This window comes from Richelia sinica FACHB-800 (assembly GCF_014698825.1).
Classification (GTDB): Bacteria; Cyanobacteriota; Cyanobacteriia; order Cyanobacteriales; family Nostocaceae; genus FACHB-800.
Map to the genome: position 1 here is coordinate 144,917 of NZ_JACJTT010000005.1, position 18,372 is coordinate 163,288.

An 18,372-nucleotide genomic window follows, 5' to 3' on the forward strand; every position below is an offset into this window, starting at 1 on the left:
AAACCCAGAATTTGAGTATTTTTGTTTAGCACTAACTTTCTATTGCACTAGATGTTTATTGTGCATAAAAAGTCTTGTTGATAAGGGTTTTTGAGTTTAGTTCCCGTGCTTTTGAGAAAAGTTAACAAATCCCCTGTTCAGCTAAAAACATCTATTTTGCCTAGTAGAAGTGCCAATAACTCTTGTGGTGTGAGCATTTTGACCAATCTAATTATGGAAATTGCATGTGTAAAAATCTAAAGGACAGTTAAGTCGCGTATACTTTCATGTATTTATGTTTACTTACGGATGAATTCCCACGTATTTGCAGTTTTGATTATAGGTGTTGTTACCAACGCCATAATTTACAAGCTTTGTAAATTTACAGATACAATTCATCGAAAAATTCAGAAATCGACTACCAGAATCGTCTTCACTCTGAGCAGGTAAATTTGCCCTTCTAAATTCAGTGGAATTAGAGATAACCTACGAGCAAGTTACTAAACCCTATGACAAATATACTGTGGGGACTTTTGTTGAAGAAGCCGCTGGCCACCATCGAAATAGATGGAATTCCTTAATTCACTCCCTCCCATCATTGATTAATTTTTGAAAAAAAATATTTTCCACGCAAAACTCCTTTCAGGATCTGGAGATATTGCCCCATAGATTCATACCAAAGAGTCCAAAAAGTCATCTTTTAGGAGTAACTAATGAGTCACAGTCAGACACGTGTCGCATCTGTCGATTGCCAGACCGTTGCGGCAACAACATATGATGCAGTTATTGTCGGAGCAGGAGTGGCTGGAGCTATTGTTGCCAAGGAATTGAGTCAACAAGGTAAAACAGTCTTAATCCTAGAGGCAGGAAAAACTAAGGATTTCTCCCTTGCAGGCTTTCAAAGTTATGTAGATACCTTCTACAGTGCTGCATCCAAAGACGCAAACGCCCCATATCCCAAAAATCCCAATGCTCTAAGTCCTAATGAGATTGGAGATTATTTTATAGAAAGAGGCCCGATGAAACTTGGGGGTTCCTATACGAGAGTTCCTGGTGGCACAACTATGCACTGGGAAGCGAAAACCCCACGTATGTTACCGGAAGATTTCCAGTTACAGACTCTCTATGGTCAAGGTCTAGATTGGCCAATTAGCTATGAGGACCTGATGCCCTACTACCGCAAAGCAGAACATGAAATTGGGGTTTGTGGGGACAGGGAAGAGCAAGAAAAACTGGGTGTCATATTTGAAGAAGGCTATGTTTTTCCTATGGAAAAGCTGCCTCCTTCCTATTTGGATCAGCAAGTAATTGAGAAAGTAAGTGGGACTAAAGTTCAACTCTATGACGAAACTCTGGAATTGAGCTTTGCGACTTTTCCACAAGGTCGTAATGGTGTACCCAATCCTAAATATGATCATGGTAATGTCTTCGTTCCTGAAGGAGTTGCTGCTACCCATCCTGTTCAGTACGGGGAACGTTGCCAAGGAAATGCTAACTGTGTCCCTATCTGTCCGGTGCAAGCCAAATATGATGCCCGCAGAACTTTAGTGAAAGCTTTCCATACTGGTCGAGTTCATTTGCTTTCCCAAGCAGTGGCTTACCAGGTAGAGATTAATTCTGAAACTGGTCGTGTGAGTGCCATTCACTATAAACGCTATGATGACCCTAATTCTCCTCAACATATCACTGGAATCGCTAAGGGTCATTTATTTGTCTTAGCAGCTAATGCGGTGGAAAATGCCCGTTTGATGCTTGCTTCTGAGTTGCCTAGCACCAGCGGACTAATGGGTCGCAATTTGATGGATCACCCTTTCACCTTAGCTTGGGCTTTAATGCCAGAAGTAACGGGAACTATGCGTGGGCCTCTGGTGACATCGGGTATCGGCACATTTCGTAAAGGTGCATTTCGTCATAAACAATCTGCCTTCGCGGTAGATATTCACAATGATGGTTGGGGATGGGCTACCGGATCACCCTATACGGAAGTTTTAGATGCCGTTGACAATAAAAACAAATATGGTGAAGAACTGCGGCAAACATTGATTAGTCGGATTTCCAGGCAACTGCTGTTAGCTTTCATGTGCGAATTACCCCCCGACCCCAGTAACCGAGTCACCATCGATCCAAAATACAAGGATCAATTGGGTAATTATCGACCAGTTATTTCCTTCAACCTATCTGATTACTCTCTTCGCACCTTGGCCTATACGAGAAAACTTTCTCGTGTGATTTTTCAACGGTTGGGTGCGGAAGACTATACTCACTATGATCCTTCAGACCCTGCCTATTTTGAGTTTGAGGGTGAAGGTTACTTCTACAGAGGAGGGAACCACTTTTCTGGCACTCATGTGATGGGAACAACGCCACACAATTCAGTGATTGATAGATATCTGCGTTCTTGGGATCATAATAATCTCTACCTACTTGGTGCAGGAAGTATGCCAACTATTGGTAGTTCAAATACGACACTAACCGTTGCAGCACTGAGTTTTTTGGCTGTTGAACAGATGCTCAAAGACTTGAACTCTTAGGATTCGCAATTAGCTTTATATCCCTTACAGAATCGAGAACACATTGTCAGCAACTGGATTATGACTACAGAAAATAGTTTGAAACTGATTACGACAGTAGAACGATTGCATTACTATCTGATTCAAGCGATGAAGATAGAACATGCCACTATTCCCCCTTACATGACAGCGCTTTATTCCCTGAAACCAGGAAAGAATTTAGAAGCTTTTCATATTATTCGTGCTGTTGCTGTAGAAGAAATGCTACACCTCACTCTTGCTGCTAATGTTTTTAACGCAGTGGGAGGAAATATCAAATCAACTTTGACTGCACCTGATTTTATCCCTTCATATCCTACCTATTTGCCAACGGGGGAGACGGATTTTCAAGTGGGTTTGGGCAAGTTTTCCCAAGAGACTATAGCGACCTTTCGTCAGATAGAACGGTCTAAAGATGTTCCTGAAGATAAGCCATTAGTTGTGTCTCGACCCCTGCAAGAATATTTGCTGTCGGTTCTGGGCTACGATCCCACCAAGAGTTTCTATAGCATTGGCTTGTTCTATGCAGAGATCATTCGTGGGTTGAATGCTTTGCATCAGGAGATGGGTGATGCCCTATTCTGCGGTGATCCTGGGCGACAAATTACCCCTGAATATTACTATAGTGGTGGCGGAGATATTATCCCTGTTACGGATTTGCGTTCAGCGATTAGGGCGCTAAAAGTTATTCAAGAACAGGGTGAAGGGACAAGAATCGGCACTATCTATGATGCAGAACGAGAACTAGCCCATGAATTTCGGTTTGAGCAGTTGGAATTAGGGCAATATTATGTGGTGGACAAGGATGATCCGGAAAAATCTGATCAACCCCATCATCCAACAGGTGAAACCTTTACTGTAGATTGGGACGCAGTTTATCCGATTAAGGAAAATGCCAAACTGAGCGATTATCCCCCAGGTTCAGAATTGTATACGGCAGCAGTGGAGTTTCAGTCTGCCTATAGCAACTTCTTAGCTGAGATTGAATACGCTTTTGATGGACATCCTGAAACTTTAATTCCCGCAGTTGGGGGTATGTTCCGGCTGAAGGAAAAGGCTACTAGCTTAATTCGTAATCCTATTCCTGGTCTAGATGGTGTGAATGCTGCGCCTATTTTCCGATTGGATTAATTTGCTCATCCTTTTGAGAAATGAGAAAAGAAGCTGAAAAAAATTAGCAATTTTTGTGGAGGTCAATATACTGATGGATATTAACGCACCAGAGTTTATGGAGTATTTTCTCGATATCTCTGTGGCCTTAACTGGTTTTTCTCGGTTTCATCTCCAGGGAACCGGCCAAGCTGGTCTTTATTTCGCCACAGTTCGAGACATCATTGGTGAAGATTTATTTGCAGAACTACTAGAAACCTTTCATCGCTTGCAAACAGCAGCCCAAAACCAAAATGATGAATCCATTTTAATTAATGGAATTCGTATAGAAATACTGGGTTCTGAAAAATTAGGAGCGATCGCTCGCAATATTATCAAACTTTGGTACGTTGCCACATGGTACCAACTGCCACAAGATTGGCGAGATACCTTTGGCACTAAGGAAAACGATAAAACCTTTATTCCCAGTCCACAAGCCTATCCAGAAGGACTCCTATGGCCAGCTATTGGTGTTAATCCACCAGGTGCAAAAGGTCTGGGATATGGGACTTGGAGCGAACCTCCTGCGGTTAGTCTGCAAAAAAGCTAATGCTGTCTAACAACTGGTAAGTAAAGACCCGACTTTCCTACTCAAACAATTACTAACATCCCTCAGGATTAACATGAATACTCAATCTTGGTTGCGTAGACTCTCTACAATTGCCTTCTCAATTGTTGTGAGCTTAACCATCTTTAGTTTGCCTGCTCACGCTTTTGTCGCTACAGATTACGAAAAGTTAATGGTTACCAACGCCTGTACTGGTTGCGATCTATCAGGAGTAGATTTATCGAATAAAGACCTATACGGTAGCGCTCTGGATGGAGCAAATCTGTCTAAGGCTAATCTCTCTGGGACTCTACTTAATGATGCAAAACTCAAAGAAGCAAATCTCACAGGAGCAAACCTCACGGGAGCTATCATGATGGGAACTGACTTCTCAAGGGCTAACCTCTCTAATGCTAATCTTGCTGATGGAGATTTGTATAATGCCCTACTCACTAATGCAATTTTATTAAACGTCAACTTAAATAACGCTGATCTCACATCTGCAATTATCAGTGATTCCGATTTGTCTAATGCGGTGGGGACACACACCAAGTTAAAAGGTGCAATTCTTTCTCGTTCCAATTTATCAAATGCAGATTTTTCTAACAGCTTCATGAGAAATGTCAGACTATCAAGTGCCACTCTCAAAGCAGCCAAATTTGTTGGCACTGATTTGTCCAATTCCCTGATGCCTGACGGGACTACTTATAACGGTGATATCAGTAAATTTGGGGCTTATCAATAAAATTTGACCCCCCGTACATAGGAAGAAATCGCAATGAGTTTTAGAGGATTGTTAATCAGCTTTAAACTCATTGCTGATGATTTGAACATCCTTGTTTACTCACTGCTCAAAAATAAAGATAAGGAATGAATTATTCATGTTGGTAAATAATGAACAAAAGATAGAAAAATCTGTGATTTTTCAGAAAATGAAATTTCTTAGTCGGTTGTCAGCTTTGTTATTTATCTTGGTTTTATTAGGTATAAATAGCTTTGCTTTACCTGCTAGTGCGGCTACAAGTAAAAATAATTCGGTTTTGGTATCTTTAGTTCCCCCTACATCTAAACCAGCAATTTTAGACCCCACATTTGATCCCACAAAAGTTGATTTGGGAATTACACCAACTGGTTGGAGTAATAGTGATGACCAGACTATTGACCTCAATCCTCCCATTCCTTACCAGCAGATTCTCAGTGAAACGGCACTATCGGGGTTTACAGGTTCCCAGATGTCACCTAAATACCCCCAAGACCTGGAAGTTTTAAAAAAAGAGTTAAAACAGCGTCAAGTCAAAATTTCTGAACCTTGGGTAGGAACTTTATTTACCGAGGGAAAGAAAGAAGAAACATTGAAAGAATTTAAGAAACAAATAGCCTTCATGAAAGAAATGAAGGGCAAAAAAATTGTGGTAGCTGAATTAGGTTATGCCGTTCATCAGAAGAAATGTGTAGATCCTTTAGTGAACAGACCCCATTTCACTGACGAGCAATGGTCAGATTTAATCACAGGACTAAACCAACTGGGTGCGATCGCTCAAGAAAACCGTATGCAGTTAGTCTATCATCCCCATATTGGCACAGGAGTGGAGGATTTGGCTGATATTGACCGATTGATGAGCGGCACTAATCCTGAGACTGTCAAGCTCCTGTTGGATACTGGCCATTTATATTATGCGGGAGTTGATCCCTTAACAGTCACGAAAAAATATGCTAATCGCATCAAACATGTTCATTTGAAAAATATTCGTCAGTCAGAATTAGATGAATCCAAAAAAACTGGTCGTAGCTTTTTAGATTCTATCCGTGCAGGTATATTTACCGTACCGGGAGATAGTGCTGGTGCAATTGATTTTCAGCCAATTTTACAAGAACTTGCCAAAGCTAACTATCAAGGATGGTTGATGGTAGAGGCAGAACAAGATCCTAATAAAGCTGAACCCTTAAAATACGCACTCATGGCTCGTAAATATCTGCGAAATCAAATAGGGTTTTAATCTTGGTTGAATAGGGAGTAGCCAGGTATTGAATTAATTTGCCCATATCTGGCATTACTTTTTCTCTATTCCCTAATTGCAAGAATTTTCGGGAATTGTATGAATTGAAACGGTGTAAATAAACAGGTGATAAATTACAGGTAAAAATGGGAGTGAGCATATGAGTTCAAGAGATAGGGAAGAGATTAGGAGAGTATTTGAAGAAGTCTATCCCGAAAATGTCAGGACGAAAAATATAGAAGGATATGCAGAAATGTACACAGACAGTGCACTGTGGATGCCTCCAAATGGCCCTGATCGTTGTGGAATTACCGACATTATTGAAGGATTTGCCTCTCAAATTGCCCATCAGAATATCGACCCAATTTTCACGGCTGAAGAAATTGAAGTTTTCGATGATATGGGCTATGTAATTGGTTTATCTATCGCTACTATTACTCCCCATGATGGTAGTCCCACAAAACAGGCTCGTTATCGAGCCTTATGGTTAATGAAAAAAGATTGTGGTACATGGAAAATTGACCGGCAGATTTGGAATAACAAACATGTGTAAGCACTAATCAAGGAGATTGCTGTTAATAATCTCTGGCAAGTTAACACCACCATTAATTATAGTCATATCTTTTCTCAATTCTCATTCTGAGAATACTAGCAAAATAGGATAAATCATGTCATGGTTCACCAATCTAAATCGCCTGATATTTACTTAAGTTTTTTCATGTTTACTACTAATTTGCAACCAGATAACTTAGAATATCGGGATACACTTGTTAAACACATTCAAGAGCTAAAAAATTACGGCTATAGCGGTTTTGAATTTCCCATTGCCCCAACTGCAACGCAAGATTACGACAAAGATTTAGCTGATTATGCAAATTTGCGCTGTTATTTAGACGAACAAGGATTAGCAGATATTAAAATTACTACTAATGTTGGTGCTACTCGCACCTTTGACCCTAGTTCTCCCTACCCTGAACAACAACAAGAAGCTTTAGAGTATCTCCAATCTAGGGTTGATATTACCGCAGCATTAGGCGGTGAAATTATGATGGGGCCAATTGTCATCCCCTATGGTGTTTTTCCGACTACAGACTTTAATAATCCTATTTGGAGTGATGAACTTCAAGAACATCTGGCCATCCGCTATGCTAACGCCCAACCTATTCTCAATCGATTAGGTGAATATGCAGAATGCAAAAACGTTAAATTAGCTATTGAACCCATCACGCATTGGGAAACACCAGGCCCAAATAAATTATCTCAATTAATTGAGTTTTTAGATGGTGTGGAAAGTAAACAAGTGGGAGTAGTAATAGATAGCGCCCATGAAACCCTAGATGGAGATGGGCCAGAGATATTTAAAACTCAAGTAAATCACTTAGCAGGGCAAGGGAGACTCCATTATATTCAAATATCTCCTCCTGATCGAGGGGCTGTGCATACAAGTTGGCTACCTTGGCAACCATTTTTAGAAGCAATTCTCCCAGTTTATGATGGGCCAATTGCTATCGAAATTTTTAATGCTATCCCGGCTTTTATCAACTCACTGCGGTTAACGCGACGTAAATTTTGGATTCCTGGAGAAGATTGTCCAAATCAATATCCTAGTGCCTACGAAATCGCTGAAAAGGCTATTCAAACTACCGAGCAAGAGTTAAATAAGATGTTCTATTCATAATCAAAGTCAATGTTAGCTAAAAAATCACAAAATAAAATAATTGTTTCGGTTTTTGTTGCTTTTATCCTGGCTGTAGCTTTAACAATATGTGGTTGGGAAAATGCTATTGCTGCGCCAAAGGCCGGACTGAAAAAAGAAATGGGTGTATGGGAGACAATTCCTATGCCTCCTCTAGAAAATCGAATGCAATCTGTCCATACCTTACTTTTACCTAACGGCAAGGTATTAAGCTTGAGTGGTAGCAGTTTCCGCACCACTCTGGTTAAAGATGAAAATGGCAACAACAACTTCATAGAAGGAGTTGATGTCAAAGATGATAATGTGATTAATAATTCTTCTTTGTTTAATCCCACAACAGAGAAATTTGAGCGCATTTCTACACCACCAGCTATCCAATATGGAGAAACTAACGATTTATTTTGCTCTGGTCATTTACAACTAGCTGATGGCAATGTTCTGGTGATTGGTGGTACTGGACGCTATTATCCTGGAGGAGCATTTACAGGTTCTAGACAAGTCAACCTTTATAATTGGCAAACAGGTAAATGGTCTACTTTAGGGCAACTTAAACAAGGGCGTTGGTATCCAAGTTTAATTCCACTAGCTGATGGCAAAATAGTTATTTTTTCAGGGCTAAAATTAGATGCTCCTAATCAAATTAATCCTAGTTTAGAAATCTACGATCCCAAAACTCAAAAATTCCACTACATAGACCTGACCAAGATTAAAAACAGTCCTTTTAACACCAAACTCAATGATGTGGACAGCTACGATAGCATTGACCTCTATCCTAGAGTTTTCCCAATTAGTGATGGCAGACTGTTGATTACTGGAGATGATGGAGGAATTGCTGGAGTTTTAGTTTCCCAAGCCAGTAAAAACAGCTATTTAATGTCCATCAAAGAAAATGGAGAAGGCAACTTTTCCGTGAGTTTTGAAGTTGGGCCCATCAAGGAAGAAACATCAAAAGCTTATGGTACTGCCCTTCAAGTTCCTAATTCTGAGGATGTTTTATTACTTGGGGGTCTGATAGGTACTAATGATATCAATTTTGGGCGTGGAGGTAATACAAAAGGTTTTCCCGCAGGTTCCAGGGTTGCTTCTAGTCTCCAACGTTGGATATCTCCTGCAAAAAGTGGAGAAAAAAATGGTAAATGGGAATATATCGATAAATTTCTCAGCAAGCCAAGAGCAAATTTGGAAGCAGTGATTCTTCCCACCCAAGAAGTTTTGGTGATTAATGGTGGTGAATATCCAGAATATAAACCTGTTTATGAACCTGTATTGATGACTCCTAATTCCCAAGTTGCGGGGGGTTACAGTACCAAAATCTTGAATTCTGCTAAATTACCCAGACTGTACCATAATGGGGCAGTTTTGTTGCCAGATGCTCGTGTTTTGGTGATTGGTGGTAATGCTAACCGGGCTGCCAGAGAAAAAGATGGAACTGTTCACGTAAATATTGTGCGAGATTCGCAGACATATTATAAGTTTCCTCAACTGACGGATAAATCTGGTCAGGCAAAAGAGTTCAATCTAGAAGAGTATTATCAATCGCCGCAAAGTTATTTTGCCCAAGGAGACACAGAACCGTTTGTCCCGGCGGAAATTTGGCAAGCAGAGATATTTAGTCCTCCCTATCTCTTTAAACCTGGTTTGCGTCCGAAAATTCTCAAAGCCCCTGAACAGCTGAAATATGGTCAATCAGGAACAATATCTGTGAAGAATGCCACAGAAAAAGGTTCTTTGGTGTTAGTTAAGTTAGGTTCAGTCACTCACTCTTTTGATTATGGTCAAAGATTAGCAGATTTAGCGATCGCTAATGTTGCTTTAGGTGAAGAATCTGCCATTGATTTCCAAGTACCAACCAACGCCAATCTTTACCCACCAGGATACTACATGATGTTCTACCTCAATGATGTAAGTAAACCTTCCCACGCCAAAATGATCAAGTTGGCTGCTTAAAGCTGATTACAGGTGACATTTTCACAAGTCAGGAGTTCATCAAAATGGCACTTACAGAAGAAGATTTACGACAACTACCAGAAGATGGTATTGACCCAGAAAATCCTGGTCAATATCAAGGTTTACTTGAAGACTTACAAGGTAACATTCTCAAGGGACATGGGCGAGATTATAGTGTACATCTGTTTTTGCAATTCCAACCAGATAGAACTCAAGAAGTTAAGCAGTGGATTCAAAACTTTGCCCAAACCTATTTAAAATCTGCCAAACAACAATCAGATGAAGCATTACGCTATCGACAGGAAAAAGTATCTGGTGGTGTATTTGCTAACTTATTTTTATCTCGTTATGGTTATGAATATCTAGAGATAGAACCATACCAAATTCCCACAGATCAGCCTTTTCGTCTGGGTATGAAAAATGAAAATATCAGAACTGCTTTAGGTGATCCCAAAATTGAAACTTGGGAAACAGGATTTCAAAATCAAATTCATGCTTTAGTGCTGATAGCCGATGATGACATCATTTCTTTATTGCAAATCGTGAATAGAGAAACCCAACAAATACGCCAAATAGCTGATATTATTCACAGAGAAGATGGCTTTATTCTCAGAAATCAAACAGGGCAAATTATCGAACATTTTGGTTTTGTGGATGGTGTCAGTCAACCTCTATTTTTAAAAAGAGATATTGTCAGTGCAGGCATCAATGACTGTGGCTTTAGTCAATGGGATTCTAGGGCAGCCCTAGATATTGTTTTAGTAAAAGACCCTAATGGCAAAACAGAAGATAGTTACGGTAGCTATTTGGTTTATCGAAAACTCGAACAAAATGTCAAAGCTTTTCGTCAAGACCAAGAACAACTAGCTAAAAACCTGAAAATTAAAGATGAATTAGCTGGAGCATTAATTGTTGGTCGCTTTTACGATGGTACTCCGGTGACTCTCTCAGATATGCCAACTTTCTCAAATATGCCCACGAATAACTTTAATTATGAGCATGATAGTGCTGCAACCAAATGCCCATTTCATGCTCATATTCGTAAAACTAATCCCCGTGGAGATACGGGTAAAGTTGAATCTTCACCAGGGTTTGATGAAGCTTTAGAAGTAGAAAGAACACATCGCATTGCTCGACGAGCAGTTAGTTATGGAACTCATGATCATCGGCAAGAACCAGAAAAAGATTCGGGATTACTGTTTCTGTGTTTTCAAGCTGATATTGAAAATCAATTTAATTTTATGCAAATCAGATGGGCCAATGCTCGAAACTTTGTTCAGGTTAACGTGGGGCCAGATCCGCTAATTGGTCAACCGGAAGGAACTCAGAAATGGCCAGGAATTTGGGGTCAACCAGAAACCGTAGACTATAACTTTAAGCTATGGGTGAATATGAAAGGTGGGGAATACTTCTTTACTCCTAGTATTAGTTTTCTAAAAAACATTGCTAATTGTTGATCAAGGTAATTCCTTGTTTACACACAAGGCATTATTTGACAATCAAATATAAACAGGAACTTGAATAATGAATACTTCAGTCATGCTAGATGTCGCCATTGGACTGGTGATTATCTATATTGCCGCAGCCCTGATTGTATCAGCCACTCAAGAATTAATTGCCTCCATTTTGCAGTGGCGTTCTCAGCATTTAGAAGAGTCTATATTACAATTGATGTTGGGTCATGATGCCACAGAATTGCAAGAAATTAGGAATTTTCGAGACCAAATATATAAAAATCCACTCATTCAAAGCATGAATCATAGTTCGATTTCTTTATGGTCAAGATTTACATCTCATGTAGTTGTAAATTGGCAAAAGAGACATCAACCTAGTGGACAAGAAAGGAAACAGGAAGAAGAAAGAATTTACGAAAAATTATATTCTACTTCTTCTCCTAGCTATATAGAGCCTGCCACATTTGCGATTGCACTGATTAATGAGTTGCGAAACAATACATTGCCATTTGAAACCCTCCAAGAAGTGATTACATTTCTGGAGTCACCAGACAATAAAGATAAAATTCCCCAATCTCTGTCCAAAACTTTGTTAATGTTAGCTAACAGTGCCAAAATCAAAATCAAAGCCGGGGAAAATGCTCTCCTATCTTTTCAAAAGGAGATAGAGACTTGGTTTGATACTTCTATGAAAAGATCCGCAGGAATTTATAAACGCAATACGCAGCTAGTTTGTTTTGGATTATCCTTGCTCATTACAGTTTTTTTCAATATTGACACCCTCTATATTGGCGAAAAACTACTGAATGATTCTACCCTGCGAGCAACCCTAGCTAATAGTGCTGGACAGCTTTTTTATAATTCCCAAGTTGATGCTAATGGAAAACTGAACATTGAACAATTGGAAGCAGACTTTCCCAGGATTTTTAATACTAGTTTACCCATTGCACCTTTTTATGAAAACTTTGTCAATTTTCAAGATTGCCCAGGTGAAAATATCTGCCCATTTAATCCAAAAAAATTGAACCCCAGCAAGTTTTTATCTGGATTATTGGGATGGCTGATTACTACATTAGCAGCGTTCATGGGCGCTCCTTTCTGGTTTGATTTACTGGGTAAGTTAGTCAATGTCCGTGCAACTGGTGGTAAACCTAATAACTCTTAGGGTAAATTTTCCCTTTCTTGATAGCTTGTCAAAAAAAAATCACTTTTTCGAGTTGATTAAATATGCAAAAATCAAAATTTTCAATTCTCCTTATCTCTTTTGTGTTTGTATTTGTCAATTTCCTCTCTGTGCTGTTCCAACCCAGTTTAGCCTTGGCAGATAATGCACCCTGTGCCCCTGGAGTTGCATCTATTTGGGCCCCAGCGGCTAAAGATTTTCTGGGAACTTCAGCTAGCGAGAAATCAAATGTTTATTTCACTGGTGCAGAAGGTATCCTGACAGAAGTTTTTTACCCGACCTTAGACCGAGTGCAAAATGTTGACCTGCAATTTTTGGTCACTGACGCAGCTAAGACTTGGGGTGATGAAGAACGGACACAAAAGCAGCACGATATTAGTCTAGTTAATAAGCGATCGCTCGATTGGCAATCTATCACCACCGACGACGACCGTCGCTGGAAAATTACGAAAAAGATTTTCACCGACCCGAATCGTCCTACCGTCATTCAACGAGTTACATTCGAGACCCTAGAACCAGGAAAAACCGTCAAAGACTATAATCTTTACCTTCTGGGCAATCCAGCCATCAATAATACCGGTAGTGGCAATGGTGCTTTACAGTGCAATGGCCAACCATCCAATGGTGCCGACAACTCCCGGACACTATCTGCTAACAACCGCACCTTTTTAGTAGCGTCTGAGCCTAATTCCACCTCCTCAGCCCTCACTGCTTCCCTACCCTGGAAGACAGTTGACGGTAATGTCATGGTGTCTAATGGCTTTGTTGGTCAAAATGATGGTTTTACCGACCTATTCGGTGGCAGTAACGATAAAACCATGAACTGGCATTACGATGGAGCCTATCAAGGTAACGTGGCTCAAATAGGGTGGCTGGATTTTGGCAATACCAATGCTGCCAGCATTTCCTTTGATGTAGTTCTGGGATTTGGTAACAGCGAGTCAGCAGCAATGGATGTAGCTAATGCCACTCTCACAAGCGATTTAGCAGCCTTGGAAAACACCTATATTCAGGAATGGGTAGGCTACAATCAAGGACTCAACAATCAAGGTGGTCTAGCTGATGACCAGTATTACTTAGCAGCTATGACCCTGCAGAGCATTCAAGACAAGAGCAATGGGGCGATGATTGCAGGACTAGGGACACCTTGGGGTGAAACTAATAACGATAGTAATCAAGGTGGCTACCATTTGGTGTGGTCACGAGATTTGTTTAAATTTGCTAGTTCTTTGATTGCCGCAGGTGACACAACTTCCGCCAATAAAGCCGTTGACTACTTATTCAATGTGCAAATGCAGTCCAATGGACGTTTCCCACAAAACAGCTTCGTTGATGGCACAATCTATTGGAATGGCACTCAGATGGATGAAACAGCCATGCCAATTATCTTGGCTTGGAAACTAAATCGCACTGACCTGTGGCCGAAAATTAAGCTAGCTGCTGAATTCCTAGCCAAAAATGGAGCCTACACTCAACAGGAACGTTGGGAAGAAATGTCAGGCTATTCACCTTCGACTATTGCAGCGGAAATAGCAGGTTTAGTTGCAGCAGCTGACCTCGCCAACAAAGCTGGAGATACTGGTGCAGCTAGCTTTTACCTCAAAAAAGCAGATGAGTGGCGCAACAATGTAGCTAATTGGACATTTACAACCACAGGCTTTCACGGCAACGGCAAATACTATATCCGCATTACTGAGAACCAAGACCCTAACGATGATGTCGAACTAGAATTTAAAAACGGTACAGGCAAGCATGGTGAACGCTACATCATTGATGGTGGATTTCTAGAACTAGCCCGTTTAGGGGTGATGAGTCCCAATGATTGGACAATATTAGAAACCATCCCTGAATATGATGCCATCCTCAAACAAACTTTAAAAGACAAGGGAGAGGCTTGGTTTCGTTACAATTACGATGGATATGGAGAAAACAACGACGGTCAAAACTTCAATGGCACTGGTCGCGGTCGTCTCTGGCCTATCTTCACTGCTGAACGCGGTATTTATGAAATTGCTAAATCAGGTAATGGTTCGGTAGGAAAATCCTATCTCAATGCGCTCAAAGCCTTTTCCTCAGAAGTTGGATTCATTCCTGAACAAGTTTGGAATCAAAGTACCACCATCACAGGTTGGGAAACCACAACCCCTGCTGGCTATACCCCTGGTACTGCCACACGTTCCATGCGTCCTTTGAGTTGGGCTTTGGGTGAATACATTAATCTCATTGCAGCAATCAACAAAGGCAAAAGTGATGCCCCAGCAGTAGTTTGTCAGCGTTATGCTTGCGATCAACGGCAAACTGATGTCACCTTCAATGTCAATGCCACGACAAAACCCGGTGAAAATATCTATCTAGTTGGGAATAATGCCCTGTTAAGCAATTGGGAACCATCTTCGGGGATTAAGCTTTCCCCAACAGCCTATCCTAATTGGAACGTCAAGGTGTCTTTGCCTGTTTCCACCACCTTTGAGTACAAGTTTGTCAAACGCGATGGAAATGGTAATACTATCTGGGAACAAGGACAAAACCACTCCTTCCAAACTCCAGGTAGTGGCAGCATTACACGCAATGATACCTTTCAATAAACCTGAGCATTAAGTTACTATAACCATTCTAGAGACGTTCCCTGGAACGTCTCTCTTTTTCACCAGATGCTTAAGACCTATGGGTCATATCCCTGTGAGGTTCTCTACCTTTGAGTCTATGGCACTGCATACTCACCTGAAAAACTGGGGTTAATATACTTTCATACCCACCTAATCACAAATCCCCAGTGGTAGTGAATCGGGGATTTCCACTCTTCAGGGTATGATGCGCTTCAGTAAGACCAGCCAAAGTACCAGGACAAGAGTCCTGGTCTTTGACCTGGTAAAACTTCAACAGAATTAGGCAAATTTTGAACAACTCAACTAGCAAATAACCTCTTTCCGCTATTGGGAGACAAGGAATGTCCGAAAAAGTAGTAGAGTGAAAATGCATCTATGTAGCGTTAGGATCTTAACTTAATCACCTGTGCGGAAAATAGTTATTGCCGGTAACTGGAAAATGTTCAAAACTCAGGCAGAATCCCAAGAGTTTTTAAGTGGATTTCTGCCTCAATTGGAAGAAACGCCCTCCGAGCGAGAAGTGGTCATCTGTCCACCTTTCACTGACCTCAGCGTTTTATCCAAATCTTTGCACGGTAGTCGCGTACAACTGGGCGCACAAAACGTCCATTGGGTAGAAAACGGTGCCTACACTGGCGAAATAGCCGCTCCTATGCTCACAGAAATTGGTGTGCGTTATGTGATTATTGGTCATAGTGAAAGACGGCAATACTTTGGAGAAACAGACGAAACTGTTAATCTCCGTCTTAAAGCTGCTCAAAACTATGGACTCACCCCCATTCTCTGTGTTGGGGAAACCAAGCAACAGCGAGATGCAGGAGAGACAGAATCACTAATAATCAGCCAACTCCAAAAAGGCTTAGTAGACGTTGACCAAACAAACTTGGTCATTGCTTATGAACCAATTTGGGCTATTGGCACTGGTGATACCTGTGAAGCTGCTGAAGCAAACCGCGTAATTGGCTTAATTCGCAGTCAATTACAAAATCCCCATGTATCAATTCAATACGGTGGCTCGGTCAAGCCCAATAATATTGATGAGATTATGGCTCAACCAGAAATTGATGGTGTGCTTGTGGGTGGGGCTTCCCTAGAACCTGATGGTTTCGCCAGAATTGTCAATTTTCGCTAAAACCTAATTGACAAAATTTAACCAGTTCCCATTATCTGAGCAAACAATCCAATTGTTTCTACCCAGAAACGTTACCAGGTGTTTCCTGGTAACGAGTGTCCAGCGAAAATCAACTATGTATCAAAACCTCACCGTTAGGGGACGCTGCTTTGTATGGGGACAGCGTACCTATATTATGGGTATTTTAAATGTCACTCCTGATAGCTTTAGTGATGGGGGTGAATTTTATACTACCTCTGCTGCTTTAGCTCAGGTGCGAGAAATGGTAGCTTCTGGTGTAGATATTATTGATGTTGGTGGTCAATCGACTCGACCAGGTGCAGAGCAAATTTCTTTAGGATCTGAACTAGAACGAGTTGTACCGATTGTTCAATCTATCCGCCAAGAATTTGACATACCAATTTCCGTAGATACAACAAGAGCTACAGTTGCTAGGGCGGCGGTAGAATCTGGTGCAGATATAGTTAATGATATTTCTGGTGGAACATTTGACCCGGAAATGTTGACGACGGTAGCTGATTTACATGTACCAATTGTGTTAATGCACATCCGGGGAAATCCCCAAACAATGCAAAAACACACCGATTATCAAGATTTAATTGGAGAGATTTATAGTTTTTTAGCACAGCAAATTGCTGCGGCTAAAGTTGCTGGGATTGACGAAAATCAAATTATTATTGATCCAGGAATTGGGTTTGCGAAAAACTACGAACAAAATTTAGAAATTTTGCGTAACTTGCCGTCATTTCGCCACCTAAAATGTCCAATTTTAATGGGCTTATCTCGAAAAAGTTTTATTGGCAAGATTTTAAATCAACCAGATCCCAAAGGACGAGTGTGGGGAACAGCAGCAGCGTGCAGTGCTGCCATTGGTTATGGTGCGGATATTCTTCGAGTTCATGATGTTCGGGAAATGCGTGATGTATCTTTAGTTGCAGATGCAATTTACCGACATCAAGCACATTCTGAAACCACAGCTTAGTCTTTAACCAGCGCCATTACCACCATTTTTATTGGGACTTTCTTGGTTAACAGACTCGGCAATCAATTCTTGAAACATTTCTGTCGAATTTGCAGGGTCTACAAACACAATTTTAGCGTTGTTGCTCTCACCTAATTTTTGGCTGGCTTGCACATAATCTTGCGCGACCAGATAGCGTAAAATGTCTCTACTTTCAGGATGAGAACGTAGAGCTTCCGCAATAATTTGCATGGAAGTTTTGGTTCCTTCAGCTTTTTTAATGGCGGCTTGTCGCTCCCCTTCAGCTTCAGAAATCAACGCTCGTTTTTTGATTTCGGCGGCTCTTTCTTCTTCCATTGACTTACGCACACTTTCCGGTGGTGTAATGCGTTGAATATCTAGCCGGAGGATATCTACTCCCCAACTGGTAGTGGTTTCATTCAACTGGTCTAATATGGCTTTGTCCATATCAGCACGAGACAAGTTAGTTTCTTCAACGGTGTGTTGGGCAATAATTTCTCTGAGTGTGGTGGTTGCTAGTTGGACTAGTGCTCCTTCTAGGTCGTCTATAGCATAAAAGCTTTTTTCAATATCGCGAATCCGCCAATAGAGGATGGCATCAACTTCTAGATAGATGGTATCTTTAGTGATGACATTTTGGGGTTTAATATCTGTAAATTGTTCTTTAAGGGTATCTTCAACAACGATCTGATCCACTAAAGGAACAATAAAGTTGAGTCCTGGCTTGAGGGTGCGATGATACTTTCCTAATCTTTCTACTAAGGCTTCATTTCCTTGGGTAATCAGTTTGGCTGACCCTAAAGCATAACCGATGAGGGCTAAGGCTATAGCGATAATTGGTTCCATATATATATGCTCCTATTCAGCGTGTCGCAGAATTGAGTGTAAAAGGCATAGTAATAGCTTGTCCTACTTGTTCAGTCTAATGGGTTTAGGTTTATGTTTTTATAAACATCAGTATCAATGGCTGATGGCATGGGATGGGGTTGGTTATGGGTATTGAATGAGCCAAACAGGCTGTACGGGGGCGAAAAGTTTCGATCGCTATTAAAGCACCTTAATTTAGATGCTGGCAAGGTTAGGGGTAATATAGTAGGGGACAGGGGACAGGTGACAGGTGACAGTGCTAAAAGCCTTTGTTTGTCTAAGTT

General features: G+C 40.9%; 14 protein-coding genes. 13 read left to right on the forward strand and 1 reads right to left on the reverse strand.

Annotated elements, in window-relative coordinates; genetic code table 11:
• Positions 1-692: 692 nt before the first annotated feature.
• The 13 genes from H6G73_RS06500 (at position 693) to folP (ending at position 17,221) form a co-directional block, all read left to right on the forward strand.
• Entirely contained in the window at positions 693-2,510 is a 1,818-nt protein-coding gene (locus tag H6G73_RS06500) for a GMC family oxidoreductase (protein ID WP_190602432.1), read from the forward strand.
• A 60-nt stretch (positions 2,511-2,570) separates the two neighbouring features.
• Positions 2,571-3,659, forward strand: coding sequence for a ferritin-like domain-containing protein (locus tag H6G73_RS06505; protein WP_190602434.1), 1,089 nt, complete (start codon positions 2,571-2,573; stop codon positions 3,657-3,659).
• A 73-nt stretch (positions 3,660-3,732) separates the two neighbouring features.
• Complete coding sequence (locus tag H6G73_RS06510) at positions 3,733-4,227, forward strand: hypothetical protein (protein WP_190602436.1); 495 nt, start codon at positions 3,733-3,735, stop codon at positions 4,225-4,227.
• Positions 4,228-4,300: 73 nt separating this feature from the next.
• Entirely contained in the window at positions 4,301-4,969 is a 669-nt protein-coding gene (locus H6G73_RS06515) for a pentapeptide repeat-containing protein (RefSeq protein WP_190602437.1), read from the forward strand.
• A 136-nt stretch (positions 4,970-5,105) separates the two neighbouring features.
• Positions 5,106-6,221 (forward strand): myo-inosose-2 dehydratase, encoded by a 1,116-nt coding sequence (iolE, locus tag H6G73_RS06520; RefSeq protein ID WP_190602439.1) that lies wholly within the window; start codon positions 5,106-5,108, stop codon positions 6,219-6,221.
• A 160-nt stretch (positions 6,222-6,381) separates the two neighbouring features.
• The gene (locus tag H6G73_RS06525) at positions 6,382-6,774 is read left to right on the forward strand and encodes a YybH family protein (protein WP_190602442.1); all 393 of its coding nucleotides are present in this window, start codon (positions 6,382-6,384) and stop codon (positions 6,772-6,774) included.
• Between the two features lie 120 nt (positions 6,775-6,894).
• Positions 6,895-7,899, forward strand: a complete 1,005-nt coding sequence (locus tag H6G73_RS06530) for a sugar phosphate isomerase/epimerase family protein (RefSeq protein WP_199317631.1) — start codon at positions 6,895-6,897, stop codon at positions 7,897-7,899.
• Between the two features lie 9 nt (positions 7,900-7,908).
• Positions 7,909-9,864, forward strand: a complete 1,956-nt coding sequence (locus H6G73_RS06535; protein WP_190602443.1) for a galactose oxidase early set domain-containing protein — start codon at positions 7,909-7,911, stop codon at positions 9,862-9,864.
• A 44-nt stretch (positions 9,865-9,908) separates the two neighbouring features.
• Positions 9,909-11,321, forward strand: a complete 1,413-nt coding sequence (locus H6G73_RS06540) for a Dyp-type peroxidase (protein WP_190602445.1) — start codon at positions 9,909-9,911, stop codon at positions 11,319-11,321.
• A 67-nt stretch (positions 11,322-11,388) separates the two neighbouring features.
• Entirely contained in the window at positions 11,389-12,483 is a 1,095-nt protein-coding gene (locus tag H6G73_RS06545; protein WP_190602447.1) for a hypothetical protein, read from the forward strand.
• A 62-nt stretch (positions 12,484-12,545) separates the two neighbouring features.
• Complete coding sequence (locus H6G73_RS06550; protein ID WP_190602455.1) at positions 12,546-15,086, forward strand: glycoside hydrolase family 15 protein; 2,541 nt, start codon at positions 12,546-12,548, stop codon at positions 15,084-15,086.
• Between the two features lie 427 nt (positions 15,087-15,513).
• Positions 15,514-16,239, forward strand: coding sequence for a triose-phosphate isomerase (gene tpiA / locus H6G73_RS06555; protein ID WP_190602457.1), 726 nt, complete (start codon positions 15,514-15,516; stop codon positions 16,237-16,239).
• Between the two features lie 115 nt (positions 16,240-16,354).
• Positions 16,355-17,221: a dihydropteroate synthase gene (gene folP, locus H6G73_RS06560; protein ID WP_190602459.1), complete on the forward strand. Its 867-nt coding sequence runs from the start codon at positions 16,355-16,357 to the stop codon at positions 17,219-17,221.
• 3 nt (positions 17,222-17,224) lie between these two features.
• On the opposite strand, the gene H6G73_RS06565 is transcribed toward folP, so the two are convergent.
• Positions 17,225-18,067: an SPFH domain-containing protein gene (locus H6G73_RS06565; RefSeq protein ID WP_190602461.1), complete on the reverse strand. Its 843-nt coding sequence runs from the start codon at positions 18,065-18,067 to the stop codon at positions 17,225-17,227.
• Between the last annotated feature and the right edge of the window lie 305 nt (positions 18,068-18,372).

What these genes read in the sequence shown, in the direction of transcription:
- H6G73_RS06540 (WP_190602445.1), top strand. Translation starts at nt 9,909, where the DNA reads ATGGCACTTACAGAAGAAGATTTACGACAACTACCAGAAGATGGTATT.
- H6G73_RS06535 (WP_190602443.1), top strand. Translation starts at nt 7,909, where the DNA reads ATGTTAGCTAAAAAATCACAAAATAAAATAATTGTTTCGGTTTTTGTT.
- H6G73_RS06505 (WP_190602434.1), top strand. Translation starts at nt 2,571, where the DNA reads ATGACTACAGAAAATAGTTTGAAACTGATTACGACAGTAGAACGATTG.
- H6G73_RS06545 (WP_190602447.1), top strand. Translation starts at nt 11,389, where the DNA reads ATGAATACTTCAGTCATGCTAGATGTCGCCATTGGACTGGTGATTATC.
- H6G73_RS06565 (WP_190602461.1), bottom strand. Translation starts at nt 18,067, where the DNA reads ATGGAACCAATTATCGCTATAGCCTTAGCCCTCATCGGTTATGCTTTA.
- H6G73_RS06525 (WP_190602442.1), top strand. Translation starts at nt 6,382, where the DNA reads ATGAGTTCAAGAGATAGGGAAGAGATTAGGAGAGTATTTGAAGAAGTC.
- H6G73_RS06530 (WP_199317631.1), top strand. Translation starts at nt 6,895, where the DNA reads ATGGTTCACCAATCTAAATCGCCTGATATTTACTTAAGTTTTTTCATG.
- H6G73_RS06510 (WP_190602436.1), top strand. Translation starts at nt 3,733, where the DNA reads ATGGATATTAACGCACCAGAGTTTATGGAGTATTTTCTCGATATCTCT.
- H6G73_RS06550 (WP_190602455.1), top strand. Translation starts at nt 12,546, where the DNA reads ATGCAAAAATCAAAATTTTCAATTCTCCTTATCTCTTTTGTGTTTGTA.
- H6G73_RS06515 (WP_190602437.1), top strand. Translation starts at nt 4,301, where the DNA reads ATGAATACTCAATCTTGGTTGCGTAGACTCTCTACAATTGCCTTCTCA.
- folP (WP_190602459.1), top strand. Translation starts at nt 16,355, where the DNA reads ATGTATCAAAACCTCACCGTTAGGGGACGCTGCTTTGTATGGGGACAG.
- H6G73_RS06500 (WP_190602432.1), top strand. Translation starts at nt 693, where the DNA reads ATGAGTCACAGTCAGACACGTGTCGCATCTGTCGATTGCCAGACCGTT.
- iolE (WP_190602439.1), top strand. Translation starts at nt 5,106, where the DNA reads ATGTTGGTAAATAATGAACAAAAGATAGAAAAATCTGTGATTTTTCAG.